Source organism: Bombella mellum (assembly GCF_014048465.1).
Lineage (GTDB): Bacteria > Pseudomonadota > Alphaproteobacteria > Acetobacterales > Acetobacteraceae > Bombella > Bombella mellum.
Genome location: NZ_PDLY01000006.1, coordinates 15,471 through 40,536, shown reverse-complemented (window position 1 = coordinate 40,536; position 25,066 = coordinate 15,471). Strand labels below are relative to the sequence as shown.

Here is a 25,066-nt window from a genome sequence, read left to right as displayed (position 1 = left end):
AAGTTATTTTCCGGTTAGCAGTTTGTCGGCACCGGGGCACAGCCATGCAGGAAAATGCGGAGTCCCTCGTTCAGGTAACGGTGCAGGCTGTCCTGGTCCCGTGCCGGGCCGCAGTGGGCCAGCCGGGAAAGCATGGGGCCACCGACCGTCAGGCCGAAGAGATGGTCCGCCGCATCGGTCGCATTGTCAAAATGGAGTCTTCCGGCCTGTTTCTGCTCATCAAGCCAGCCCTGTATCTTCGCCTTGTTGCCCGAGATGTGGAACAGCTCGGTCATGAGCTGCTGGATGGAGGGTGACCGGTTGGTCTCGCCGATGATGGTCCGCATAAGGCTGAGCCGCTTCTCGCACAGGAGAATCTCCGCCATCTGGAAGACCATGCCCCGGAGCTGTTCGGTCAGTTCGGCTTCCGGGATGGGCGTGGGCGTGAGCGGGGTGAACAGCTCCGAAAGCAGGAGCTGTTCCAGCAGGTTCCGTTTGGACGGGAAAAAGAGGTAGAGTGTCTTTTTCGACATACCGGCATGGTGGGCGATGTGGTCCATCGTGGTGTGGTGGTAGCCCTGCTTCTGCAGCAGGGTGCAGGCCACCTGGAGAATGGTTCTGCGGCGATCCGTATCATCATGGGGCTGCACGGCACCAGGCTCCTTGCACGATGGAAGACAAAGCCAGTTTCTGCCCGATGCTGGCATGGGTCTGTCAAGTCCCATGAGAAAACCGGCCTCCGGCTGTCCTGTTTTTTATGAGATCGGACCGGTACGGGATTGACCTCACGGGTGGAAACTGAGTAGTTTCCGTTCCCACCTGATTTTTTCGTGGTGAGACATGATGCAGGCGGAAGCTTTTGCCTGTAGTCCTGTCATTCTGCGTCCATTCCTTAGAGAGCCTGCCCGTCTATGTCCATGTTCCGTCTGAAACTGGCCACATGTCTGTCCCGAACGGCCTGTTATGGCAGCACGGCCCTGCTGGGAGCCGGTCTTCTGGCCGGGTGTCAGAAGAAGGCCCCTCCGGCCCCGCCGCTGCAGTCCGTGGCCGTGGTGACCCTGCACAGGCAGAGCGTCGCCCTGGAAACATCCTTGCCCGGACGGACGGAAGCCTATGAACAGGCTCAGATACGCCCGCAGGTCAGCGGGGTTCTGGTGTCCCGCAACTTCGAGGAGGGGAAGGATGTCCAGGCCGGGCAGCCCCTCTACCAGATTTACATCGCTCCGTTTCAGGCGGCCTATGATCAGGCCCGGGGGCGGCTGATGGAGGCCCAGGCCAGTGCCATCCGTGCCCGTGCCCAGCTTCAGCGGTACAGGGCCCTTGTCGGGCCACGGGCCATCAGCCGTCAGGAGTATGACAATGCGCTGGCTGCGGCCCGTCAGGCGGACGCCGAGGTGGTGCAGGCACAGGCCGCCGTGGAAACGGCCCAGGTCAATCTCAACTATACCCACGTGCAGTCACCGATCGACGGGCGCATCGGCCGGACGCTCTATACGGCAGGAACACTGGTCACGGCCAATCAGACGACTCCCATCGCCGTGGTCACGAGGCTGGACCCGATCTATGTGGACGTCAATCTGGCCGCCGAGGACATGATCCGTCTGCGGCGTGAGCTGGCATCCGGTCAGCTGGAGCGGAATGGCAGCGAGGCCGCCGTGACGCTGGAGCTTCCCGATGGCTCGACCTATGGCCAGACGGGCCAGCTGAAACTCTCCGAGGTGACGGTCGATCCCGGCACGGGCACGCTGGTGATGCGGGGTGTGATGCCCAACCCGGACAAACTGCTCCTGCCGGGCATGTTCGTCCATGCCCATATCAAGGAAGGCAGCGACCCGAACGCCCTGCTCCTGCCGCAGGTCGGGGTGCAGCGGACACCCAAGGGTGATCCCTATGTCATGGTGGTGGACGGGAACAACCATGTCCACATGCGCATGGTGTCTCTTGGCCAGACGGTCGGGTCCAGCTGGCTGGTCACCAGGGGGGTGAATGTCGGGGAAAAGGTCATCGTGGAGGGCCTGCAGAAGGTCCGGCCTGATGCGGAGGTCAAGCCTTATGAGGCCAATCTGGCCGAGATGGGGCTGGAGTAACCGCACATGTCACTGTCACGTTTTTTCATCGACCGTCCCATCTTTGCCTGGGTGGTCGGGCTGATCATCATGCTGGTGGGGGGCGTCTCCATCACCCGGATGCCGATTGCCCAGTATCCCACCATTGCCCCGCCGCAGATTGCCGTCAGCGTGGATGACCCCGGTGCCTCCGCCGACACGGTCAACAACACGGTGGTGCGGCCCATCCTCCAGCAGATGTCCGGTCTGGACCATCTGGAGTATCTGTCCGCCCAGTCCTATGGCAGCGGCCACATGGAGATCGACCTGACCTTCGAGCAGGGGACGAATCCCGACATCGCCCAGGTGCAGGTGCAGAACAAGCTCCAGCTTGCCCAGCCTCGCCTGCCGCCGGAGGTGGTCAGCCAGGGGCTGAGCGTCACCAAGGCGGCCAAGAACTTCATGCTCGTCATCGGCTTCATCTCCACGGACGGGAGCATGAACGGGAAGGACATTTCGGATTACGTGGCGTCCAACGTGATGGACCCGCTGTCCCGCATTTCCGGCGTGGGTGACCATACGCTCTTCGGGTCCGAATATGCCATGCGCATCTGGATGGACCCGGACAAGCTGTACAAATATGGCCTGACCGTGGGTGACGTGCAGAGTGCCATCCAGAGCCAGAACATCCAGGTGGCGTCCGGTGAACTGGGTGGCCTGCCTGCCCGCAAGGGGATCGGGTTTGATGCCAACATCATCGGTCCTGTCCGCCTGACGGAGCCGGAACAGTTCAGCAACATGCTGCTGAAGGTCCAGCAGGATGGCAGCCAGGTCCGCATGAGGGACATCGGGCATGTGGAGCTGGGGGCACAGAGCTACAACTTCACGTCCCGCTACAACAACAGGCCGGCCACGGCCATGGCCCTGAAGCTGGCTCCCGGTGCCAACCAGATGGTGACGGAGGCGGCCGTCCGGGCCAAGATCGCCCAGCTGTCGCAGTTCTTCCCCAAGGGGCTGAAGGTCGTCTACCCGCTGGATACGGAACCCTTCATCACCCACTCCATCGAGGAGGTGATCGAGACGCTGCTGGAGGCCATTGCACTGGTCTTCATCGTGATGCTCGTTTTCCTCCAGAACTTCCGGGCCACGCTGATCCCCACCATTGCCGTGCCTGTGGTGCTGCTGGGCACGTTCGGAATGCTGGAGGTTCTTGGTTACAGCATCAACACGCTGACGATGCTGGCCATGGTGCTGGCCGTGGGCCTGCTGGTGGATGATGCCATCGTCGTGGTGGAAAATGTCGAACGCGTGATGAGCGAGAAGAATCTCTCGCCACGGGAGGCCGCCCGTGAATCCATGGATGAGATCTCCGGGGCACTGGTGGGCATCGTGCTTGTCCTCAGTGCGGTGTTCCTGCCCATGGCGGCTTTTGGCGGCTCCACCGGGGTGATCTACCGGCAGTTCTCCATCACGGTGGTTGCGGCCATGTGGCTGTCGGTTCTGGTGGCCATGGTCATGACGCCGGCCCTCTGTGCCACCATGCTCAAGCCCACGAAGCATGAGGTCCATTTCCGTCCGGCCGTCTGGTTCAACGAACGGTTCGACTGGCTGACGAGACGGTATGTCGGGGGCGTGCGGCACATGCTGCATTTCCGTACCCCGGCCATGCTCATCTTCCTGGCCCTGACCGGACTGGTGGTGTTCCTGTTCATGAAGGTGCCGACAGGCTTCCTGCCGGATGAGGACCAGGCCCTCATCTTCGGGCAGATCAGCATGCCGGCCGGGGCGACGGATGCGCAGACGGGTGCCGTCAACCGGCGTGTCACGGATTATGTGCTGAACACCTACGGTCAGGATGTCGAGTCCGTCTTCACCATGAACGGCTTCAGCTTCGCCGGGCAGGGGCAGAATGCCGGTGCGTTCTTCATCCGGCTGAAACCGTGGGACAAGCGGCCGGGCTATGCCCATTCCAGCATGGCCATTGCCAACAGGATCATGGCTCATTTCCGGGGTGATCCGGCGGCACAGATCTATGCGCTCAATCCTCCGGCGGTGATGGAGCTTGGCAACGCCACCGGGTTCGATCTGGAGCTGGAGGATAATGGCCATATCGGCCATCAGGCCTTCCTTGCCGCCCGTAACAAGCTTCTGGCGGCCGCTTCCAGGAATCCGCTCCTTTCTGCCGTGCGCCCGATGGGGCTGGAAGATGCTCCGCAGTTCGTGCTGGACCTCAACCGTGAGAAGGCCAATGCGCAGGGCATCAGCAATGCGGACCTCAACACGACGATCCAGGGGGCGTTCGGGTCGATCTACGTCAACCAGTTCACCCGCAATGACCGTGTGAAGCAGGTCTACATTCAGGGTGAGCCTTTCTCCCGCATGACACCGGAGGACCTGAACCGCTGGTACGTCCGCAACAATGTGGGGGACATGGTGCCGTTCAACGCCTTTGCCTCAGGGCACTGGATTGTCGGTCCGCAGAAGGTGGAGAACTATAACGGCCTGAATTCCTATGAGATTCAGGGTGTGCCTGCCGTGGGGGTCAGCTCCGGCCGTGCCGTGGAGGAGATCGAGAAGATCATCAGGACCCTGCCGCCGGGTGTCGGTCATGAGTGGACCGGCCTGACCTTCGAGCAGCTGGCGTCCGGCAATGCGACGGGGCCGCTCTATGCGCTGGCCGTCATCGTGATCCTGCTCTGTCTGGCGGCCCTGTATGAGAGCTGGGCCATCCCGTTCGCCGTGCTGCTCGTGCTGCCGCTGGGCGTGCTGGGGGCCATCGGCTCGACGCTCTGGCGTGGGCTGAGCAATGACGTCTATTTCCAGGTCGGGCTGCTGACGACCGTCGGGCTGGCCGTGAAGAATGCGATCCTGATCGTGGAATTCGCCAAGGCCTTCTACGAGCAGGGCGACACGCTGGAAGAGGCCGTGATGAAGGCCGGGCAGGAGCGTCTGCGTCCCATCCTGATGACCTCCATCGCTTTCGTCTGTGGCGTGTTCCCGCTGGCCATTGCCACGGGTGCCGGTGCGGCTTCCCGTGTGGCCATCGGGACCTGTGTGGTGGGCGGGATGCTCACCGCCACCATTCTGGCCATCTATTTTGTGCCGCTGTTTTTCGTGATCGTGCTGAAAGTCTTCCGGGTCAGGCGGCTTTCGGAACAGCACGGGGCAGGGCAGGAAGGAGACCACGCATGACCATGAAGCTGCATGGCAGGAACAGGGCCGTCCTTGCGGGCGTGATGGGGCTGGGCAGCCTGCTGCTGGCCTCCTGCAACATGTCTCCGAAATATCATCGGCCAGACCCGGCCGTCTCGCAGACCTACCCGGCAGATGCCGGGCTCAGGCCGGGCCAGCCTGTCCATCAGCAGGTGTCCGACCTTGGCTGGGAAGACTTCTTCACCGACCCGAGGCTGAAGGCCCTGATCGGCCTCTCCCTTGCCAACAACCGGGACCTCGCCGCCCAGATGGCCGCCGTTGCGGCAGAACGGGGGCAGTATCAGGTGCAGAATGCCGCCCTGTTCCCGACCATTTCAGTCGGGGGTGGTGCGCAGTATATGGGGCCGTCCGATACGGCCGGGTTCGCCTTCGCACCGGGGTCTGGCACATCGGTGTCCACACTGCGTTTCTATCAGACGTCCATCGGTTTCTCCTCCTATGAGATCGACCTCTGGGGCCGCATCCGCAACCTGAGCCAGGCCCAGAAGGAACAGACGCTGAGCACGGTGGAGAATCTGCGGAACCTGTGGATCACCACCGTCTCGCAGGTGGCGAGCACCTACATCCAGTGGCTGGCGGACCGGCGTCTGCTGGACCTTGCTCACAGCACGGCCCGCACGAGGGCGGATACATGGCGTCTCAACAGGCTGGAATATGATCATGGCGAGCTGGATGCCCTGACACTGGCCCAGAGTGCGACTGAGCTGGAGCAGGCCCGCTCTGACGAGGAGAAGGAAACGAGGGCCGTGGCGGATGACGAACATGCGTTGCAGCTGCTCGTCGGCACGCCCCTGCCCGCAGACCTGCCGCCGCCCCTCCCGATGGGACGGCAGACGATGATTTCCGACCTCCCGGCTGGTCTGCCGTCCGACCTGCTGCAGCAGCGTCCTGACATCATGGCGGCAGAGCACAGCCTGCTGGGTGCCCATGCTTCCGTCGGGGCGGCCCGGGCCGCTTTCTATCCCCGTGTGACGCTGACGGCGAGCGAGGGGACCAGTTCCCTCCAGTTCCGCCGCCTGTTCAGCCATCTGGCCGAGACATGGGGCGTCTCTCCCAACATCAGCATTCCGCTGCTGACATGGGGCGTCAATGAAGGGAACCTGCGGACGGCCAAGGCCAAGCTGAAACAGGGCATCGCCGAATATCAGAAGGCCATCCAGTCTGCCTTCCGGGAGGTGTCCGATGCGTTGACGGCACGGGAGACATACCGGCGGCAGGACAGTCATATGATCGTGCTGGAAACACAGGCCCAGCGGGCTTACGATCTTGCCCGGATGCGCTATCATGCTGGCATTGACAGTTACCTGACCACACTGGTGCAGGAGCGTCAGCTCTATCAGGCCCAGCAGACCCGCATCATGGTCGAGGCGGCACGGTTCCAGAACATGGTGACCCTGTATCGTGCGCTCGGGGGTGGCTGGAGCCGGAAGAGCCAGGCGGTACAGAACACGCAGCCCGGCCATCTGTAGGTGGCCGGGAGAAGGGAGAAGGCATATGCGTTTCGTGAAACAGGCCGGTCTGCTGGCCGGGGCTGGCCTGATGCTGGCCGGTCTGGCTCCAGCGCAGGCGGATGATCTGGACTCCGTCGTCAGGAAGCCCATGCCCGGCTCCTCCCTGCCCAGAATGCATGCCGATTACAGCATGTTCCATTTCGTGCCCCGGGGCGACGAGGTGACCGTGCAGCCGGAGCATGACCGCCTGCTCTTCCGCAAGAAGAGCGGCCAGCCGGATGGCTATGCCGAGCGTCGGGGCGCAGCCGTCGTCTATTATGATGCCAGTGGAAAGCCCATCCGCATCCAGCGTCTCACGCCGGATGAGCTGGACCGGATGAACCAGTAGGAACGGTCCTGCCCGTTCCGGGGATCAGCGTCTCCACTTCCAGTAGCCGTAGAGGCCGAGGCCGGTATAGCCGGCATAGAGCAGGGCCGTGATGGTGAGGGAACGGCTGGTGAAGAGGACCGTGTAGATCACGTCGATGCCGGACCAGAGCAGCCAGCTCACCCGGTGGCGGCGGGCCGTCCAGAGCTGGGCAAGCAGGCTGGCTCCGCTCAGCCCGCCATCCAGTATCGGGGCGGGGTCGTCGCTCCAGTATTTCAGGGCCAGAATCCAGAGAACGGAGAGAATCAGGAAGCACGTCGTTTCCACCATCGCCCGGACGGGAGAAAGGGGACGGGTGGGGAGTTCATCCGCTGGCAGGAGGGGCAGGCGGCTTTCGGGCAGGTGCAGCCCGGTCCGTCTTTCCCGTGCCCAGAGAGCCCAGCCATAGAGGATGGCGATGCTGAACACGCCCTGAAGCACCGTGTCCGCATAGAGATGGGCCTGAAAGAACACCGTGCCATAGAACAGCGTCGCCAGCAGGGAGATGGGCCAGCCGAGCATCTGGCGGTGTGTGGTCAGCCAGACACCTGAAGCACTGAGCAGTGCGGCGATCAGTTCCGTCATGGGCGTCAGCCTCTTTCCAGCATGGCCAGCAGGGCACGGCCACGCTCCGTCCGGAACCAGCGTGCATGGCCGATGAGGTAATCCCGCCGGGATATGTCGGCGGCCTCCCTGTTGCCAAGAACATGACCGTAATAGGCGACCTCCGAAAGGGCAAAGGTGACATGGCAGAGGGGCAGCCAGCAGGCGGTGAGGCGTTTCTCGACGGGGCTGCGGGGCCGCTGGGCATCATAGGCGTGCAGGAAGGCCCTTAGCTGTTCTTCATGCACGGTCGGGCAGCCGTCAGGGTCCAGCCAGCTGATGAAGCTGCGCTCCATGGCCACGGCGAGGTCGAAGGCGGCACTGGTCAGGTCACACATGCCGAAATCGAAGGCACGGGCAGCCACGAGACGATCACCGTTCCTGTGCCAGAGGAGGTTGGCCCCGTGCCAGTCCCCATGCCCCCAGAGGGGGCGGTCCTCTGGCAGCAGGGGGAGCAGGGCTTCATGGAACGGGGCCAGAAGGGGCAGGACATCCCGTTGCAGCGATGGAAGGGGGTATGTGTCCGTCAGCCCTTCCTGTCGGGTGACCCAAGGGGTCAGGCTGTCCGCCAGCCTGTCGCCCAGCAGGGGATGCCGGGCGGAAATGAGGGGCGGGTCATGGCGTGGTGGGGCCTGATGCCCTTCGCTGGCCTGATGCAGCCGTGCCAGAAGCGTTCCGCTGGAGGCCGCCTGTGCCGTGTCGTGATAGGGCCGCCATGAATCCAGCCCCCGGTAGGCGTCTTCCTCCGCATGGAGGGGGAAGGCTTCGTAGGTATGCTCAGGCGTGGCCAGGGCGGTCCGGCCATCCAGCATGGGCAGCGGGGCGGCGACCGGCAGGCCCCGCTTCGCCAGATGGCTGGCAAAACGGTGTTCTTCCGTCAGTGTGTCCACGGAGCGCAGGGCACGTCCGTGGCGTTTGAGGAACAGCCGTCCCCCGTCTTCCAGTGCCACGATGGCCGAGGCGGAGAAGGGGCGGCGGCTGTGCCAGAGGAGAGGATTCCGGGCGGGTCGGACGCCCCAGCGTGGCAGAAGGGCCGTGACGTCATCGTCTGTCAGGGGAGGCCAGACGCAGCCATTGTAACCGCTTTCCAGACCAAGGGGGCGTGCCGACATGCTCAGAACCCGGCCGTCAGGCTGGCGAGGGCGGCGAAAGGTGCCCCGATGTAATAGCCCGGAGCCGAGCCGCTGACCCGCCCGCCATGAAGGCCGGTCGTGTCATGGGCATTCAGTGTGGTGGAGTTGATGCCGGACAGATAACGCTGGTTGCTGATGTTGCTCAGGTTCAGCCGCAAAGTGGGCTGGTGCAGGAAGCCCGCATTGTTGAAGCGGTAACCAAGGGTCAGGTCGGCCGTCATGATGGCAGGGATGCGCTCGTCATTCATGAAGGTGGAATATTGATGGCTCATGTAACGCATGGAGATCATGCTGAAGAAATGTCCGTCATCATAGCGCAGGCCCGCTCCCGCCTGGAAATGCGGACTGCGGACGGCTGTCTTGCCCGCCGTGGGCAGGGTGTCGGCCCCGGCGGAGATGTCACTGTCGATGGTGGCATGGAGATACTCGAAGGACGCATAGGGGCTGATATGGTGCCAGGGGCGTGTGCCGAGTTCCACATCCACACCACGGGAGGTCTGCTTCCCGGCATTGATGGTCGTGGTGATGTTGGGGTTGGTGGCTTCCCCCGTCTCTATCTGCCGGTTGCGGAAATTGTAGTTGAAGAAGGTCAGGCTGGCCGTCAGCCAGTCTCCCGTGCGGCGGTAGCCGAATTCCTCGGAGACGGAATATTCATTCTTCAGGCGGTTGGTCCCGGTACGGCTGATGGTGCCGTTGGGCACGCCATTGGCATCCACACCGGCATAGCTGTTGTAATAGGTGGAGATGGCCGGTGCCCGGAAGTTGGTGTTCACGTTGAGGAAGAGCTGGTCCTTCCTCGTGACGTTCCAGCGCATTCCGAAACGGGGCAGGGGTTCCTGCCTGTTGCTAGAGATGTTGCGCTGCGGGCCGGGTACGTCGTTGGTTCCCCAGCGGTGCATCATGACCTCCTTGAAGCCGATGTCCATGACCAGCCTGTCCTGCATCAGGGAGATGTGATCCCCCACATAGAGGGCGTTGGTCTGGGACATGGTGTGGAAGCCCCCGGCCAGATAGGGGTTGCCATCCGGCATGAGGATGCGGCTGCGTTTCCTGTCGGCCCAGATGCTGGCGGCAGAACCGTCATTTCCGACGGCCGTGAAGGGCTGCGGTTCGTTGTCGTCCGAATAGTCGTACCAGTAGCCCATGACGAAGTCGTTCCACTTGTAACGGGCATGAAGGGCCATGTTCACGCCAGAGCGGTAGCTGCGCTGGGTGTAGTCGGCCCGTACGGTCTGGCCGTCCGTCACGGGCAGGGAGGTAACGGGCTGGGTGCCGTAATAGTTCCCCGTGCTGGAGAGTGTGGAGCCGGAGGGGAAGTTGCCATAGGCACGCTGGGCATAGGGCGTGATGTCGAAGGACAGACGCTGGCTGAAATGCAGGTGCACCGGTGCCCCGACATAGAGCGTTTCTTCCGGATCACGGGAAAGCCGCCAGTAGTTCGTGCTGTTCTCCCCGGGTTCGAAATGCCTGGTCAGCCGACCGCTGCGGGTGCCGGAACTTTTCCAGTCCTCAAGGGAGGTGAAAGGGTAGTAGCTGGTGTCGGCCCTGTTCCATGACCCCAGAATGCCCGCCTGGTTTCCCTGTCCCCATTCCTTGAGGAGCCGGAAATCAATGTGCTGGCGGGTGTCATGGCCGCCGCTGCGCCAGTTGTCCGTATGGGTGTTGGAGTAGGAGACGAAGCCCCTCATGCCGCTGTTGCCCATTTCCCCGGTTTCCAGCCGGATGAAGCCCCGCCGTGTGTTGAAGGACCCGTAGGAGAAGGAGGCGAGGCCGCCGGGCTTCAGGGACGGGTCGAGAAAGGAGAGCTTCATCAGCCCGCCTGCGGCGTTGAGGACAGGGCTGTCCAGATCGGCCGATCCCTGCTGGAGGCCGACCTTGCTGTAATTCTCCGTATCGGCGAACTGGTTGGGGTATCCGCCATAGGCGGCGATGTCATTGAGTGGCATTCCCTCCAGCACATAGCCCAGGGCATCACCGTTCAGGCCACGGACGCTGATGTTGGTGTTGGGCGAGATGCCGAAGGGGTCGGACGTCACGACATTGGCACCCGGCAGGATGGACACGAGCTGGAAGGCCGAGGCCGTGGGGGCCTGTATGTCCATGTAGCTGCGGCCCACCTCGCTGATGGACTGCGTGCCATGCTGGGGCTGGATCAGCCCGCCGCCACGCTGCACGGCCTCGGGGACCGCCCGGGTGGTGAGGTACTCCACCTTCCGGGCCTGTACGGCCTTTGCCTGTCCGGCATGGGCGGGCGGCCTGACAGGAGGATGGTGGGGTGTGGACTGCTGGGGCTGTTTTCCTGATTCTGCCAGTGCCCAGCCAGGGCTGCACAGGAGCAGAAAGAGAGGGGCCGTCTTGCGGCTGGAAAAAAATGAGCGCATGGAATCTTCGCCTTCGGAGCACGATGGTGAAGGTTCGCTGTGCAGGCGTCAGTTCAGGGGAGATGAAGGGGACGTCCCGTTCCGTGCTGTTTTCCTGTCCCTTCGCCGGTACGAACCGGATCAGGTTCAAAGGGTTGGATGAGCTGAACCCACCCTCTCAGCCTTGCATGGTGAAGGCACCCCTCGGAACAGGCCTTTCGTTAGCAGATGAGGGGGGGCGTGTCCATTTTCTTTCACGTTTCTTTCACATCCGCCCGCAGGATTGGGGGAAAGGCCCGGATTCTCTTGTAAAAAACCCTCATTCTGCCAATATTAAATGCGAATACCTGTTCTGATTTCTTTACATGGAGGTTACATGCCCATCATTGCGCCGAGCCTGCTTGCCGCCGATTTTTCCAATCTGCGTCACGAAATGGGCAGCGTGGCGGAAGCTCCATGGCTTCATCTTGATGTCATGGATGGGCATTTCGTTCCGAACATCTCTTTCGGCATGCCTGTCATCAAGGCGTTGCGCCCTCACAGCCGGGCACGTTTCGACGTCCATCTGATGATCGAACCGGTGGACCCCTATCTTGCCGCCGTTGCGGAGGCCGGAGCGGACCATATCACCGTGCATGTGGAAGGCAACGCCCATCTTCACCGCACCCTCCAGAGCATCCATGCGCTGGGCTGCAAGGCCGGTGTGGCCATCTGCCCCGCCACGCCGCCGGAGGCCCTGTCCGAGGTCATGGACATGGTGGACATCATTCTGGTCATGACGGTCAATCCGGGGTTCGGGGGGCAGAAATTCCTGCATGGGCAGCTGGCCAAGATACGGACCCTGGCCGGCATGATCCGCCAGAGTGGCCGTGACATCGTTCTGGGCGTTGATGGTGGCATTGATGAAACGACCACGCCGCTCGTGACGGAGGCCGGGGCGACCATGCTGGTGGCCGGGTCGGCCATCTTTGGCAAGGATGACCGCAGGGCAGCGGTGGAAGGGATGCGTGCCGCAGCCCGCCCTGCCGTGCTTGCAGCCTCAGGGGAATGATGGTTGTTTAACTCCTACCGGCGGTATTTCAGGCTGATGCTCGTCTCCCTGCCCCAGCGGCAGCATGGGGAGGCAAGCCCTGTCTGCCTCTATCAGGACAGGGAAGAAGGGGACGTGGACCAGGGGGCACTGCTGATAGGTGGCGTGTTCCGTTTCGCCCAGAAGACCTACAGTCTTCCCTTGCGTGGTGTCTGGCAGAGCAACAGCTGGCCCGTGGAGGTGCGTCGCTGGTTCTATGGGTTCGACTGGCTGAGGGACCTGCGGACCTTCGGCACCAACGGTGCCCGCCTTCTGGCCCGGTCCATGGTGGCGTCATGGGCTGATCGTCCTCCGGCTGATCCGGTCGCCCGGGAAAGTGGCGTGATGGGGCGGCGGCTCTCCAACTGGCTGGGGCACTACGAGTTCTGCCTTTCCACGGCCACGGAAGGGACGCAGCAGCTGGTTCTGGATGCCGCCGTGAAGGAAGCCCGCCGCCTTTCGGCCCTGTTGCCCCTGCCTCCCATAGGCTGGGAGGGGCTGGCCGTGCTGAGGGGACTGCTGGCCGTCTATATGGCCGTGCCGCATTATGACGGCTTTTTCAAACGGTTCGAGCAGCAGCTTCCGCTGGAGCTGGGGCGGCTTCTGGGAGAGGACGGCATCGTGGCCGAACGCAGCCCGGAGGCCCAGTATCGCTGCGTGCAGCAGCTTACCGCCATTCAGGGAATGTTCACCACGTTGCAGTGGATGCCGCCGGACTGCGTGCCTGTCATGCTGGGGCGGGCCTGTGCCGTGCTGCGGGCCTTCTGTCACGGGGATGGAGGGCTGGCCCTGTTCAATGGTTCGCAGGAGCGGGGGGAAAAGGCCGTTCTGGAGCTTCTGGAACAGGCGGAGCGTTACAGGGTCGTGGCGTCCAGCCTGCGCAAGGGCGGGTTCGTCCGCATGACGGCCGGGCGGTCCCTGCTTCTGGCCGACGTGGCGGCTCCGGCCCCGCATGGAATGGACCGTCTGGCCCATGCCGGGACGATGTCGTTCGAATTTTCCCATCACCGGCAGCGTCTGTTCGTCAATTGCGGTGCGGCAGAGGGAGGGGCCTGGCAGCGTGCCCTGCGCAGTTCGGCTGCCCATACGGTTCTGGTCGTGGACGGGGAGTCGTCGTCCGATGTCGGGGCTGACGGGCATGTGACCCGCCGTCCTTCACAGGTGCGCTGCAAGCAGAGGCGTCAGGGCCGTGTGCAGGAGGTGCACATGTCCCAGAACGGCTATTACCCGTCCCACGGGGTCATCTGGCACCGGTCCCTGTTTCTGGAACCTTCCGGGGAGGAGCTGAGAGGCTGTGACACGGTGGAGGGGGAGAGTGACGTGCCCTTCACGTTGCGGTTCCATGTCCATCCGGACGTGCGGGTGGAGCGGGAGGATGAGGAGATCATCCTTCATGCTCCCTCGGAGATATGGCGTTTCCGGCAGACGGGAGGCGTGATCGCCCTGGAGGACGATTTCTACATGGGGCGGTGTGCCCCTGAGCAGACGTCCCAGATCATCGTCCGGGCCTGTGCAGGCCGTGACCTGCCTGCTCCTACAGGCGAAGAGGCGGCCGGGTCTGGCAGCAGCAGGGCGGTTAAGCCCCCCAGACGCCAGCAGAGGGTCGAGTGGGTGCTGGAGCATGTGCCGCTGTAAGTGGCTTCAGGAATGCTGAACATGGCAGTTATCGTGCTGCCATGTTTCTTCCGTTCTGCCTGCCGGGGCTGATGTTACTCCATCCGGATGAGGATGTGCTTCTTCTTGCCGGAAGATAGTTTTATTGTACTGTTCATCAGTTCTTCTAGTGGGAGAGGCTGGTTGTTCCTATGAATGGTTTCTGCATAGGTGAGGTTACGGGATACGTCTTCTTTGACGGTTGAACCTGTTTTTGAGGAGCACTCATTACAGGTGAGGTTACGGGATATGCCTTCCTTGACAGTTGAACCTGTTTTTGAGGAGTGCTTATTTTTGTAAATGAGAGAAGTTAATTCATCTGAAATTTTCTGTAATTGTGTTATTATTTTTGATTTTTCTTTTACAGATATCTCCGGTTTCAGTAGTTTTATCAGTCCGGCATAAACTAGGGACGAAGAAATCATCTCTTCATTAGAAAATTTTTTATTTATTCTATTAGGATTGCAGGGCATTGATAGCCATTCTGGCCCGAATAGGTTGTAAATTATGATCTCTCTATTCCTTGTTTCGAGTTTTGATGGCTTGTTGCCGTTAATCAGGCCAGAAAGCCTAGCCTTCCATTTGGCGGATGCCTTAGGCGTAATCTGCGCATAGTATTTGAAAGGCGTAGGGTTCATTTCCGTAAAGGGAGACTTATTTTGAGAAAAGGTATTCAGTACGCTTTCCGTGTGTTTCACTAGTTCTTCTAGGTTCAATCCTATTAGTAGCTTCAAAATGTTTAATAGGATATCGGGGTTCTTCAGTAGGGTCTTCTGGGGGGCGTGTATATCTTCGCAGATTACATTTGTTTTGTACAAGAGGTAGCGTGCAGCATTTCCTAGAGGAATTTTGGCTTTCTTAGTGATATTATTATACATCTTCTCGTGGAGCTCTTTACTGGCTTTTCTTGAATTTTTGTACAGTGGATAGACTAGGCCCAAAATGTTAGCCAAGTCCATAAGACCCACCAAGTCTAGTGGGTCTATTATTTCTAGTAATAGTTCCGATTTTGCTAGCTTCGCTACCGTGATGAGTTCATTTTCATCCTTGATGACGACATCATTTAGCCGGGCACCCCCACCACGGATGAGGCGGCGGGCCTCGCCACCGCTGGCGGCCAGTCCGGCCTCCGCAAAGAGCCTGAAGGCAGGGATGCCTTCGGCAAACAGGCTGGTGGGCAGAGTCACTTCTGGTAGGGCGGTCTGAACGTTGCTTTTTATTTTGCCCTGTTCGAACATCTTGCGGGCGGTCTCGGCGGCTTCCTCGGCAGCTTCACGGCCGTGGCAGATGGCCGTGGCCTCGGTGGCCAGAATCTTCTTGGCCTCGTTGATTTCCGCCCCTTCCAGCGCACCGAGACGCTCACATTCCTCCACGGGCAGGTCCGTGAACATCTTCAGGAAGCGGCCCACGTCGGCATCCTCGGTGTTGCGCCAGAACTGCCAGTAATCGAAGACAGGCCGCCGCTCCTTGCGGACCCACACGGCCCCGTTGGCTGACTTGCCCATCTTGGCCCCGGAGGAGGTGGTGACAAGCGGTGTCGTCAGCCCGAACAGGCGTGCCCCATCCGTGCGGCGGGCCAGGTCGATGCCAGAGACGATGTTGCCCCACTGGTCGGACCCGCCCATCTGGAGAATGGCCCCGTGGCGGCGGTACAGCTCCCGGAAGTCGAACGCCTGAAGGATGGAATAGTTGAACTCGAGGAAAGTCAGCCCCTGCTCACGGTCCAGCCGCTGCTTCACGCTCTCGAAGGAAAGCATCCGGCTGACGGAGAACTGCACCCCGACATCCTGAAGCAGGCTGATGTAGGAGAGCCTGTCCAGCCAGTCCGCATTGTTGACGAGACGGCAGCTGCCATCCTCAAAATCCAGGAACTGCCCCAGAGAGGCCCGCAGCCCGGCAAGGTTGTGGGCGATGGTCTCGTCCGTCATCAGGGAGCGGGCCTCATCACGGAAGGACGGATCACCGATCTTCGCCGTGCCGCCGCCAATCAGGGCGATGGGGCTGTGCCCGTGCTTCTGGAGCAGCCGCAGCATCATGATCGACATGGCATTGCCCACATGCAGGGAGTCTGCCGTGGGGTCGAAACCGATATAGGCCGTGATGGGGCCTGCCTGCATCAGCTCGTCCAGTGCCTCGAAGTCGGTGCACTGGAAGATCATCCCGCGGGCCTTGGCTTCCCGCAGGAACGGGCTTTTGAGCGATATGTCGGTCATGAGGGGGCCTTCCTGTAGATGTCCTGTCAGGGCGGGAGGGATATCAGCCCACGGCCTCTGCCGCAGGCTGGATCATGGCTTCTTCAGGGGCGAAGAGATTCCGCTGGCGGGTCGTCACATGGTCCTCCAGCGCATCGGCGATCAGCTCGGCCTGCTGGGAGAAGATGTGATCGGCCTCGTTGAAGACACGGTAATCGACCGTGACGTTCTTCTGCGTGTTCAGCTTGTCCACCAGCTTGCGGATGACAGGCTCGGGAGCCATGCTGTCCTTGCCACCGGCGATCATCAGGCCGCTGCACGGGCAGGGGGCAAGGAAATTGAAATCGTAATCATCAGCCGGCGGGGCGACGCTGATCCAGCCACGGATCTCCGGCCGACGCATGAGCAGCTGCATCCCCACGAAGGCACCGAAGGAATATCCGGCGATCCACAGCTCCGAGGAGTTGGGGTTGATCATCTGCATCCAGTCCAGCGCAGCGGCGGCATCGGAGATTTCCCCGATTCCACCGTCATAACGTCCCTGGGAGCGGCCAACACCACGGGAGTTGTAACGCAGGACGGAAAAGCCCATTGTCTGGAAGCGGCGGTACATGGTGTAGGCGATGCGGTTGTTCATCGTCCCGCCATGCAGCGGATGCGGATGGATGATCAGGGCGAGAGGGGCATCGGGGTCTTCGGAGTGATGGTAATGGCCTTCAAGCCGCCCATCCGGGCCAGCGAACATGACTTCAGGCATGCGTCTCTCATCTTCTTGTCCACCCCGCCGCCTGATGGAGGCCCAGAGTGATGTGCGAACCGACTATGCCCGGCCGGGTCAGGACTCTGGGCATGATTTTACGCCCCCGGCGGCAGGGATGGCCCCTGCCCGGGAGGAACATACCGGCGTTGTATATCGGTTTCATCTTGGTAATTTCTACCAAAATCGACTCTGCCGTGATGGTTTTTTCAAATTGGTAAAGAAGATTGTATGTGTCTCATTACGCTGGTGAAGCCTATCACGGAGTGTTGAGGGCGCAGCTGTCCTTTCAGGGCTGAAGAGGGGGAGTGTGGTTCAGGGAACATCTCTGCGGGAAGGCCCGGTCTATCTGGATGCCAATGCAACGGAGCCTCTGCGGCCAGCCGCACGGGAGGCCATGCTGGCCGGTCTGGAGCAGACGGGAAACCCCGCATCCGTTCATGCGGCCGGACGGAAGACCCGCATCATGCTGGAGGAGGCCCGCCGCCGGATTGCTGCTGCTTTCGGGCGGGAGGCGGATGGCTGTGTCTTCACGTCAGGGGGAACGGAGGCAGATACGCTTGCCCTGCATGCCTTGGGGCGTGCGGAGGGTCGCTGCATCCTCGTGGGAGCCACGGAGCATGACGCCATCCGCAGGGCGGTCCCGGAGGCCGGACTGATTCCCGTGGACGGGCAGGGTGTGATCGACCGTGCGGCCCTGGAGGCCATGCTGGTGGCCCACGGGGCGGCAGGCGACGGGCCGGGGCCGCTGGTCTGCATCATGGCGGCGAACAACGAGACGGGCGTCCATGCGCCGCTGCGGGATGTGGCGGCCCTGTGCCGTCAGCATGGAGCCTTTCTCCATGTGGATGCCGTGCAGGCTGCAGGGCGGATGCAGGAGCAGGACGAGTTCTCGCTGGCCCTGAAGGATGGGTCCCTGGCCGGGGCCAGCCTGGCCCTGTCTGCCCACAAGATGGGTGGCCCCAAGGGAGCCGGTGCCCTGCTGCTGCCGGAGGACAGGCCCCTGGCTCCTCTGCTGCCCGGTGGCGGGCAGGAACGGGGCCGGCGTGGGGGCACCCCGGCCCTTGCGTCCCATATGGGCATGGCCGCCGCCCTTGAGGACAGCCGGATGCAGGACTGGAGCGTGCTGGCAGCCCTTCGGGACGAGCTGGAGGCCGTCATGGTGGAAGCCGGGGTCATCATCATGGGGCATGGGGCGGCCCGCCTGCCGAATACGGTCAGTGCCGTGCTGCCCGGCGTGGCGGCCCAGATGCAGCTCATGGCACTGGACATCGAGGGCTATTGCGTCTCGGCCGGTTCGGCCTGTTCGTCCGGCAAGGTGGCCCGGTCCCACGTTCTGGAGGCCATGGGGCAGGGAGAGGCGGCCGGGCAGGCCATCCGTGTGTCCCTGCCCTGGAATGTCAGGGCAGGGGATGTCCGGTCCTTCGGGCGTGCCTATGGTCTCATGGCCCGGCGGTTTGCCGAGCGTGGCCTCCTGAAAAGGCCGACGCCCATGTGGGGAGGGCCGGTGACGCATGAAGGATAGGGAGGGCCGGTGACGCATGAAGGATGAGGTGATCTATCTGGATTATCTTGCCACGACGCCCTGTGACCCTGCCGTCATGGAGGCCATGCTCCCGTGGTTCACGCAGCACCCCGCCAATGCGGGGAGCCTGCATCTGCCGGGGCGGCAGGCCGAGGAGGCCGTGGAGCGGGCGAGGGACATGCTGGCCGAGGCCCTTTCCGTCAGTCCGCAGGAGCTGACATGGACCTCCGGTGCCACGGAGGCCAACAATCTGGCCATCAAGGGAGCTGCCCGTTTCCTGAAGGAGCAGGGCGATGGGCGGCGGCGCATCATCACCGTGGCAACGGAGCACAGATGCGTTCTGGAGACCGTGCGGTCTCTGGAAAGGGAGGGCTTCGAGCCTGTCATACTGCCGGTGGAGCCGGATGGCCGCCTGCTGCCGGAGCGTCTGGCGGAGGCTCTGGCGACGCCCACGCTGCTGGTCAGCATCATGGCGGCGAACAACGAGACGGGTGTGGTGCAGGACCTTGGCCGTCTCATGCCGCTGGTGAAGCAGGCCGGTGCCCTGCTGCATGTGGACATGGCCCAGATGTTCGCCCGGCTGCCCTGCCCGCTGGAAGGGGTCGATCTCGCCTCGTTCTCGGCCCACAAGATGTATGGCCCCAAGGGGATCGGTGCCCTGTATGTCCGGCGGCGGCCCCGTGTGCGGCTGGTGCCCCTGCTGTCCGGTGGGGGGCAGGAGCGTGGCCTGCGCTCCGGTACTCTCCCGGTCCCGCTGACCATCGGCATGGGGATGGCGGCCAGGCTGGTCATGGAGCACCGGGAGGCCGAGGCGGAACGGCTTGCGGACTTGCGGGAGAGGCTGTGGCAGGGTATGCGGCAGCTGTTCCCGGCGGCCCGCTGCAACGGAGCCTCCGCTCCACGGCTGCCGGGTGTGCTGAACGTGTGCCTGTCCGCCGGGCTGGAAGCCCGGCAGGTCATGGCCACCGTGCCGGGGGTTGCCTTTTCATCGGGTTCGGCCTGCTCGGCGGCATCCGGGGCCCCGTCCTATGTCCTGAAGGCGATGGGGCTGACGGATGCGGAGGCACGTAGAAGCTTGCGTCTGTCGGTAGGACGTTTTACCTCGGCAGGTGATGTGGAGTGCGCAGTGGCCCGTTTTGGGCGGGGTCTCGCCGGGAGGTGAGACTGCTGCATGGATACAGGGAGTGAGGGATTTATGGCCCGGATGGTTTTTGTTGAGCGTGATGGCAGCCGCCATGAGGTGGAGGCACAGGCTGGCCTCTCCGTGCTGGAGATTGCCCATGAGAATAATATTGACCTCGAAGGGGCCTGCGAAGGCTCGCTCGCCTGTGCGACCTGTCATGTGATCGTGGACCCGGCCTGGGCGGACAAGCTGAAAAGCCCGACCGATGATGAGGAGGACATGCTGGACCTCGCTTTCGGGCTGGAGAAGACCTCCCGTCTGGGCTGCCAGATCGTCATGACGGAAGAGCTGGACGGGCTTGTCGTTCACCTGCCGAAGGCTGGCTGAGGTTTTTCGATCATGCGTATCCTCGTGGCCATGTCCGGTGGTGTGGACAGTTCCGTCGTGGCGGCACTGCTGAAGCGGCAGGGCCATGAGGTCATCGGCGCGACGCTCCAGCTTTATGACCATGGCGGCCCGGCGAAAGCCGGTGCCTGCTGCGCCGGGCGGGACATCATGGATGCCCGCATGGTGGCGGAGCGTATCGGCTTTCCCCATTACGTCATTGATGCGGAAAGCCGTTTCCGGGAAAGCGTGATCGAGAGTTTCGCTGATGCCTATGCCAGAGGGGAGACGCCCGTCCCCTGCGTGGCCTGCAATCAGGGGGTCAAGTTCACGGACCTTCTGAACATGGCCCGGGACCTTGGCTGCGAGGCTATGGCGACCGGCCATTATGTGCGCCGGGTGGAAGGGCCGGAGGGTGCGGAGATGCACCGGCCGGTGGACAGGGACAGGGACCAGACCTGGTTCCTCTTCGCCACCACCCGTGAACAGCTCGAATTCCTGCGGTTTCCTCTGGGCGAGATGCCTGACAAGGCCCATGTGCGTGCCTTGGCGGAGGAGCTGGGGCTGGATGTGGCCACCAAGCGGGACAGTCAGGACATATGCTTCGTCACGAACGGTTCCTATGCGGGGCTGGTGGAGCGGATGCGCCCCGAGATCGAAGGACCGGGCGACATTGTGGATGAGGACGGCAACGTGCTGGGCCGTCACGAGGGCATCGCCCGCTACACGGTTGGGCAGAGTCGCCGTCTGGGCGACATTCACACCGGCACGGGGGAGCGGCAGATGGTCACGGCCATTGACGTGTCCTCCCGCCGCATCATTGTGGGGCCACGGCAGAAGCTGACCAGTGACGAGAGCCGCCGGGTCGTCCGTCTGCGGGACATGAACTGGCTGATTGATGCCCCGGAGGAAGGCGTGCGCTGCGGGGTGCAGCTCCGGGCACGGGAGGGGCTGCGGCAGGCTCTGGTACGGCCGCTGGAGGGGAACCGGGCCGAGGTCCGGCTGGAGGAGTCTGCCCTGCCGGCTCCAGGTCAGGCCTGCGTGATGTATGAGGGTGACCGTGTGCTGGGTGGAGGATTCATTCTTGCCGACCGGTGAGGGGCTGGGAGAAGGGGCTGCCTCCTTCATCACGCACTGTTTATTTCCCGCAGGAAAATGACGTTTCTCTCTCAGTTCTGGCCGGACCTTCCGGGCGGAATGAAGGGCCGTGCGGCATCATGGGGCCATCCGGCCTTCGTGAATGTTTCGAATTCCGAATATATTTTGTACGAATCTTATTTTTGGATATGGACAAAACCCCATGTTTCATGGTCTGGCTGGAAGCAGAGAAGTTCTTTCTCCACCAACAACAGGAAGTGATTGTCACGCTATCAGCTTGAAGGTTTGCCATGGCTTATTTTGCACGTCATTTTGGTTCATTGCCGGAACGTTCTGTCCTGCGGAAGGCCATTGCTGAGAAGATACGTTACCCGGAACAGGCCTGCGTGGAAGCCCTGCTTCCTGCCGCCGAGCTGAAGTTCGATGAAGAGCGGGTGGCCAGTCGGATCAGCTTGCAGCTTGCCCGTGCCCTGAGGGACCACCGTCGGCCCGGTCTGGTGGAAACGCTGGTGCAGGAGTTCAGCCTTGGCTCTGCCGAGGGTGTGGCCCTGATGAGCATGGCCGAGGCCCTGCTGCGGACGCCGGACCATGAGACACGTGATGCCCTGATCCGGGATCAGGTCAGCGTGGGTGACTGGCTTTCCCACATGGGGCGTGACAGCGGGCTCATCATCAATGCGGCTTCATGGGGGCTGAACATCACGAGCCGTCTGGTGGCTCCCAAGAAGCGCATGGGCGTGATCCACGACATGCTGCGCCGTCGGGGTGAGCCGGTCGTCCGTCAGGCCGTCCAGTTCGCCATGCAGATGATGGGCCAGCAGTTCGTGCTGGGGCAGACCATCGAGGGTGCCCTGAAGGATTCTCGTAAGCGCGAGGAGCAGGGCTTCACCTACTCCTATGACATGCTGGGTGAGGCGGCCTTGGACCGTGCGGACGCCGAGCGTTACCAGGCCTCCTACCATGCCGCCCTGGAAGCCATCGGGAGCAGTGCCCGGGGTGACACGGTCTATAACCGTCCCGGCCTGTCCATCAAGCTGTCTGCCCTGCATCCCCGTTACGAGCGTGCCAAGCGTGAGCGTGTGATGGGTGAGCTGCTGCCGACCGTCAAGGCTCTGGCCGTGCGTGCCAAGCATTACAACATCGGCCTGAACATCGATGCCGAGGAAAGCGAGCGTCTGGACATCTCCCTGGACATTCTCGAGGCCCTCTGCCGTGACCCTGAGCTGGCCGACTGGGATGGCATCGGGTTCGTCGTGCAGGCCTATGGCCGTCGTGCAGCCAGCGTGCTGGACTACATCATCGCCCTTGGCCGTGAGACCCAGCACCGCCTCATGGTCCGTCTGGTCAAGGGAGCCTACTGGGACAGTGAGCTGAAAAAGGCCCAGATTGATGGCGTGTCGGACTTCCCGGTCTTCACCCGGAAGTGTCATACCGATGTCAGCTACATTGCCTGTGCCCGCAAGCTGCTGGCTGCGACCGATGCGGTCTTCCCGCAGTTTGCCACGCACAATGCCCGCACCGTGGCGTCCATCTATGCCATGGCCGGTCAGGACTTCCGGGAGGGGTATTACGAGTTCCAGTGCCTGCATGGCATGGGTGAGGCCCTCTTTGAGCGTGTCGTAGGGCCGAAGCATCTGGACCGTCCGTGCCGCATCTATGCGCCTGTCGGAACCTATGACACCCTGCTGGCCTATCTGGTCCGCCGCCTGCTGGAGAACGGGGCCAACTCGTCCTTCATCAACCTGCTGGGTGACTCGAAGGTTTCACTGGAAAAGCTGGTGGAAGACCCGGTGCAGGTCACGCGCTCCTACAGCCCGGTCGGTGCGCCGCATCGTGAGATCAAGAAGCCGCTGGACATGTTCGAGCCGGAGCGGCGGAACTCGAAGGGCATGGACCTTCACGATGATTCCGTGCTGGCCCATCTCGGGAAAGAGCTGGACACCCTGCCGGAAACATACGAGGCCGCCCCGCTGGTCCCCGGTCTTGGGAAGGCGAAGCGTCCTGTCCACCCGGTGACCAATCCTGCGGAGCGCAGTGATCAGGTCGGGGAGGTGACCTTTGCCGTGCCGGAAGACGTCACCCGGGCCGTGGACGTGGCGGAAGAGGCTTTTGACGGCTGGGCTGCTCGGTCCTCCGACGAGCGTGGCGAGATTCTTGAGCGGGCCGCCGATCTGCTTGAGGAACGCTACATCGCCTATATGGGGCTTGCCGTGCGTGAGGCTGGCAAATCCTACCCCAATGCCGTGGCGGAAGTGCGTGAGGCCATCGACTTCCTGCGGTACTATGGTGGCATGGTCCGTCGGGAGTTCAGCAACAAGACCCATCTGCCGCTGGGTACTGTCGTCTGCATCAGCCCGTGGAACTTCCCGCTGGCCATTTTCCTCGGGCAGGTTTCCGCCGCTCTGGCAGCCGGGAACACCGTGCTGGCAAAACCGGCCGAGGAAACCCCGCTGATCGCCATGCAGGCCGTCAAGCTGCTGCATGAGGCGGGCGTGCCGGAAGAGGTGCTCCAGTTCCTTCCTGGTGAAGGTGATGTCGGGGCGGCCATGGTGGCTGACGAGCGTGTTGCCGGGGTGATGTTCACGGGGTCCACGGTCGTGGCCCAGATCATTGCCCGTCAGCTGACGGGCCGCCTGGGGCGGAACGGCCAGCCCGTGCCGCTCGTGGCGGAAACCGGTGGCCTGAATGCGATGGTGGTCGATTCCTCCGCCCTGCCGGAGCAGGTCGTCAAGGACATCGTCTCCTCCGCATTTGACAGTGCCGGGCAGCGTTGCTCCGCTCTCCGTGTCCTCTGTGTGCAGGAAGACGCTGCCGACCGCATCATCACCCTGCTGAAGGGAGCGATGGAGGAGCTGCGGATCGGCGTTCCGGCCAAGCTGGCGACGGATGTCGGGCCGGTCATCAGCGAGGTGGCCCGCAAGGGCATCGTGGACCATATCGAGGCCCTGCGTGCCCGGAACCATCCGGTCTTCCAGGCCCCGACCGTGGAAGAGGAAACCGAGGGTGGCACCTATGTTCCGCCGACCCTGATCGAGGTCAATTCCATTGCCGATGTGGGTGGGGAGATATTCGGGCCGGTGCTCCATGTGCTGCGCTACCGCCGTGAGGAGCTGGAAGCCCTCATCACCCGCAGCAATGCGGGCGGTTACGGCCTGACCTTTGGCGTGCACAGCCGTCTTCCGTCACGGATCGACTATCTGGTCCATCGTGTCGAGGCCGGGAACATCTACGTCAACCGCAACATCGTTGGTGCCATTGTCGGCGTCCAGCCGTTCGGTGGGCATGGCCTGTCCGGTACCGGTCCGAAGGCCGGTGGTCCGCTGGCCCTGCGCCGTCAGCTGGCCCATGCGCCCCGCACGCCGCTGGTCAAGGCGGATGCGCTGCCGGCCATTGCCCGGACGTGGCTGCTCTGGCTCGGTTCGGATGACCGTGAGCTGTCCCGTGAGGTGACGCCGTGGATGGATCATGGCCTGCTGGACTGCCGTCTGGAGCTTCCGTCCCCTGTGGGCGAGAGCAACACCTACACGCTGGAACCTCGTGGCAGTGTCCTGATCGTGGCCGAGACGGCCCGTGGCCTGAAGCGCATGATCAGCTATGCCGTGAGCTGTGGGAACAGGGTCGTGGCTCTGGCCGCCCCTGCCGTGATCCGGTCGCTGGATACGCTGCCTGATGTCCTGCGGAAGGTGATCCATCCGGCGAACTCTCTGGAGGATGTGGGTGGCTGTTCCGTCATCCTGACGGAAACCATCAATGAAGGGCTGTGGCAGATCGTCAGCGATCACCTGAAGAACCCGGATGCTCCCGTGCCGCTGGTCTATCTGGCGGATGAGGACACGCTTCAGCCGGAGGCCATGCTTCAGGAGAAGCTGGTCAGCATCAACACGGCAGCGGCCGGTGGCAACGCCGAGCTGATGACCCTGAGCTGAGGGCTGGTTCAGCGGCGGGGCCGGGCTGGTCGGTCCGGCCCCTGTCCGCAAGGTTCTCTCGGTCGTGAGATGCACGAACAGAAAACGGGTGGAAGAGCCTCGCTCCTCCACCCGTTTTTCATGGGCTGGCGTCCGCCAGCCTCTGTCCC

The 25,066-nt window shown here is 62.5% G+C and carries 16 protein-coding genes, 1 pseudogene and 1 riboswitch; of the genes and pseudogenes, 11 read left to right on the top strand and 6 right to left on the bottom strand.

The genetic code is table 11. The annotated features are described in order from the left end of the window. Positions 1-14: 14 nt before the first annotated feature. Complete coding sequence (locus CPA56_RS08925) at positions 15-629, bottom strand: TetR/AcrR family transcriptional regulator (protein ID WP_182041668.1); 615 nt, start codon at positions 627-629, stop codon at positions 15-17. Positions 630-890: 261 nt separating this feature from the next. Here CPA56_RS08925 and CPA56_RS08920 point away from each other — a divergent pair, with 261 nt between their 5' ends. Genes CPA56_RS08920 through CPA56_RS08905 form a run of 4 tightly spaced genes read left to right on the top strand, consistent with a single transcriptional unit; the run spans position 891 to position 7,076 of the window. After that, positions 891-2,066, top strand: a complete 1,176-nt coding sequence (locus CPA56_RS08920) for an efflux RND transporter periplasmic adaptor subunit (RefSeq protein ID WP_182041667.1) — start codon at positions 891-893, stop codon at positions 2,064-2,066. Between the two features lie 6 nt (positions 2,067-2,072). Next, a complete protein-coding gene (locus tag CPA56_RS08915) occupies positions 2,073-5,216 on the top strand; it encodes an efflux RND transporter permease subunit (protein ID WP_326831324.1) in 3,144 nt (1,047 codons plus the stop codon). A 2-nt stretch (positions 5,217-5,218) separates the two neighbouring features. After that, positions 5,219-6,706 (top strand): efflux transporter outer membrane subunit, encoded by a 1,488-nt coding sequence (locus CPA56_RS08910; protein WP_182041693.1) that lies wholly within the window; start codon positions 5,219-5,221, stop codon positions 6,704-6,706. Between the two features lie 25 nt (positions 6,707-6,731). Then, positions 6,732-7,076, top strand: coding sequence for a hypothetical protein (locus CPA56_RS08905; RefSeq protein ID WP_182041666.1), 345 nt, complete (start codon positions 6,732-6,734; stop codon positions 7,074-7,076). Positions 7,077-7,100: 24 nt separating this feature from the next. On the opposite strand, the gene pnuC is transcribed toward CPA56_RS08905, so the two are convergent. Genes pnuC through CPA56_RS08890 form a run of 3 tightly spaced genes read right to left on the bottom strand, consistent with a single transcriptional unit; the run spans position 7,101 to position 11,211 of the window. After that, positions 7,101-7,679 (bottom strand): nicotinamide riboside transporter PnuC, encoded by a 579-nt coding sequence (gene pnuC / locus CPA56_RS08900; RefSeq protein WP_182041665.1) that lies wholly within the window; start codon positions 7,677-7,679, stop codon positions 7,101-7,103. A 5-nt stretch (positions 7,680-7,684) separates the two neighbouring features. Beyond that, the gene (locus tag CPA56_RS08895) at positions 7,685-8,809 is read right to left on the bottom strand and encodes a phosphotransferase enzyme family protein (RefSeq protein WP_182041664.1); all 1,125 of its coding nucleotides are present in this window, start codon (positions 8,807-8,809) and stop codon (positions 7,685-7,687) included. A 2-nt stretch (positions 8,810-8,811) separates the two neighbouring features. Beyond that, entirely contained in the window at positions 8,812-11,211 is a 2,400-nt protein-coding gene (locus tag CPA56_RS08890; RefSeq protein WP_182041663.1) for a TonB-dependent receptor, read from the bottom strand. A 79-nt stretch (positions 11,212-11,290) separates the two neighbouring features. Further along, a riboswitch (TPP riboswitch) is annotated at positions 11,291-11,405 on the bottom strand. A gap of 161 nt (positions 11,406-11,566) precedes the next feature. On the opposite strand from CPA56_RS08890, the gene rpe reads away from it, so the two are divergent. Both rpe and CPA56_RS08880 read left to right on the top strand, forming a co-directional pair. Further along, complete coding sequence (gene rpe / locus CPA56_RS08885) at positions 11,567-12,241, top strand: ribulose-phosphate 3-epimerase (RefSeq protein WP_182041662.1); 675 nt, start codon at positions 11,567-11,569, stop codon at positions 12,239-12,241. A gap of 3 nt (positions 12,242-12,244) precedes the next feature. Then, complete coding sequence (locus tag CPA56_RS08880; protein WP_182041661.1) at positions 12,245-13,894, top strand: heparinase II/III family protein; 1,650 nt, start codon at positions 12,245-12,247, stop codon at positions 13,892-13,894. A 1,016-nt stretch (positions 13,895-14,910) separates the two neighbouring features. Here CPA56_RS08880 and tyrS read toward each other — a convergent pair. Further along, positions 14,911-16,125: pseudogene (gene tyrS, locus CPA56_RS08875) on the bottom strand (tyrosine--tRNA ligase); the annotation flags it as partial. 43 nt (positions 16,126-16,168) lie between these two features. Beyond that, the gene (locus CPA56_RS08870; protein WP_182041660.1) at positions 16,169-16,861 is read right to left on the bottom strand and encodes an alpha/beta hydrolase; all 693 of its coding nucleotides are present in this window, start codon (positions 16,859-16,861) and stop codon (positions 16,169-16,171) included. 310 nt (positions 16,862-17,171) lie between these two features. On the opposite strand from CPA56_RS08870, the gene CPA56_RS08865 reads away from it, so the two are divergent. From CPA56_RS08865 to putA, 5 genes are all read left to right on the top strand, one after another. Then, positions 17,172-18,386 (top strand): cysteine desulfurase family protein, encoded by a 1,215-nt coding sequence (locus tag CPA56_RS08865; RefSeq protein ID WP_326831323.1) that lies wholly within the window; start codon positions 17,172-17,174, stop codon positions 18,384-18,386. A 16-nt stretch (positions 18,387-18,402) separates the two neighbouring features. Continuing rightward, the gene (locus CPA56_RS08860) at positions 18,403-19,548 is read left to right on the top strand and encodes a cysteine desulfurase family protein (protein WP_195805148.1); all 1,146 of its coding nucleotides are present in this window, start codon (positions 18,403-18,405) and stop codon (positions 19,546-19,548) included. 33 nt (positions 19,549-19,581) lie between these two features. Further along, complete coding sequence (locus CPA56_RS08855; protein ID WP_182041659.1) at positions 19,582-19,896, top strand: ferredoxin family 2Fe-2S iron-sulfur cluster binding protein; 315 nt, start codon at positions 19,582-19,584, stop codon at positions 19,894-19,896. A gap of 12 nt (positions 19,897-19,908) precedes the next feature. Further along, positions 19,909-20,991, top strand: coding sequence for a tRNA 2-thiouridine(34) synthase MnmA (mnmA, locus tag CPA56_RS08850; protein WP_182041658.1), 1,083 nt, complete (start codon positions 19,909-19,911; stop codon positions 20,989-20,991). A gap of 290 nt (positions 20,992-21,281) precedes the next feature. Continuing rightward, on the top strand, positions 21,282-24,917 hold the full coding sequence (gene putA / locus CPA56_RS08845; RefSeq protein WP_182041657.1) for a bifunctional proline dehydrogenase/L-glutamate gamma-semialdehyde dehydrogenase PutA: 3,636 nt from the start codon (positions 21,282-21,284) through the stop codon (positions 24,915-24,917). Positions 24,918-25,066 lie beyond the last annotated feature (149 nt).

Excerpts from the sequence above, each read along its gene's own strand:
- CPA56_RS08860 (WP_195805148.1), top strand. The coding sequence starts at position 18,403 with ATGAAGGATGAGGTGATCTATCTGGATTATCTTGCCACGACGCCCTGT.
- CPA56_RS08920 (WP_182041667.1), top strand. The coding sequence starts at position 891 with ATGTCCATGTTCCGTCTGAAACTGGCCACATGTCTGTCCCGAACGGCC.
- CPA56_RS08870 (WP_182041660.1), bottom strand. The coding sequence starts at position 16,861 with ATGCCTGAAGTCATGTTCGCTGGCCCGGATGGGCGGCTTGAAGGCCAT.
- rpe (WP_182041662.1), top strand. The coding sequence starts at position 11,567 with ATGCCCATCATTGCGCCGAGCCTGCTTGCCGCCGATTTTTCCAATCTG.
- CPA56_RS08915 (WP_326831324.1), top strand. The coding sequence starts at position 2,073 with ATGTCACTGTCACGTTTTTTCATCGACCGTCCCATCTTTGCCTGGGTG.
- CPA56_RS08895 (WP_182041664.1), bottom strand. The coding sequence starts at position 8,809 with ATGTCGGCACGCCCCCTTGGTCTGGAAAGCGGTTACAATGGCTGCGTC.
- CPA56_RS08905 (WP_182041666.1), top strand. The coding sequence starts at position 6,732 with ATGCGTTTCGTGAAACAGGCCGGTCTGCTGGCCGGGGCTGGCCTGATG.
- putA (WP_182041657.1), top strand. The coding sequence starts at position 21,282 with ATGGCTTATTTTGCACGTCATTTTGGTTCATTGCCGGAACGTTCTGTC.
- pnuC (WP_182041665.1), bottom strand. The coding sequence starts at position 7,679 with ATGACGGAACTGATCGCCGCACTGCTCAGTGCTTCAGGTGTCTGGCTG.
- CPA56_RS08890 (WP_182041663.1), bottom strand. The coding sequence starts at position 11,211 with ATGCGCTCATTTTTTTCCAGCCGCAAGACGGCCCCTCTCTTTCTGCTC.
- mnmA (WP_182041658.1), top strand. The coding sequence starts at position 19,909 with ATGCGTATCCTCGTGGCCATGTCCGGTGGTGTGGACAGTTCCGTCGTG.
- CPA56_RS08910 (WP_182041693.1), top strand. The coding sequence starts at position 5,219 with ATGAAGCTGCATGGCAGGAACAGGGCCGTCCTTGCGGGCGTGATGGGG.
- CPA56_RS08855 (WP_182041659.1), top strand. The coding sequence starts at position 19,582 with ATGGCCCGGATGGTTTTTGTTGAGCGTGATGGCAGCCGCCATGAGGTG.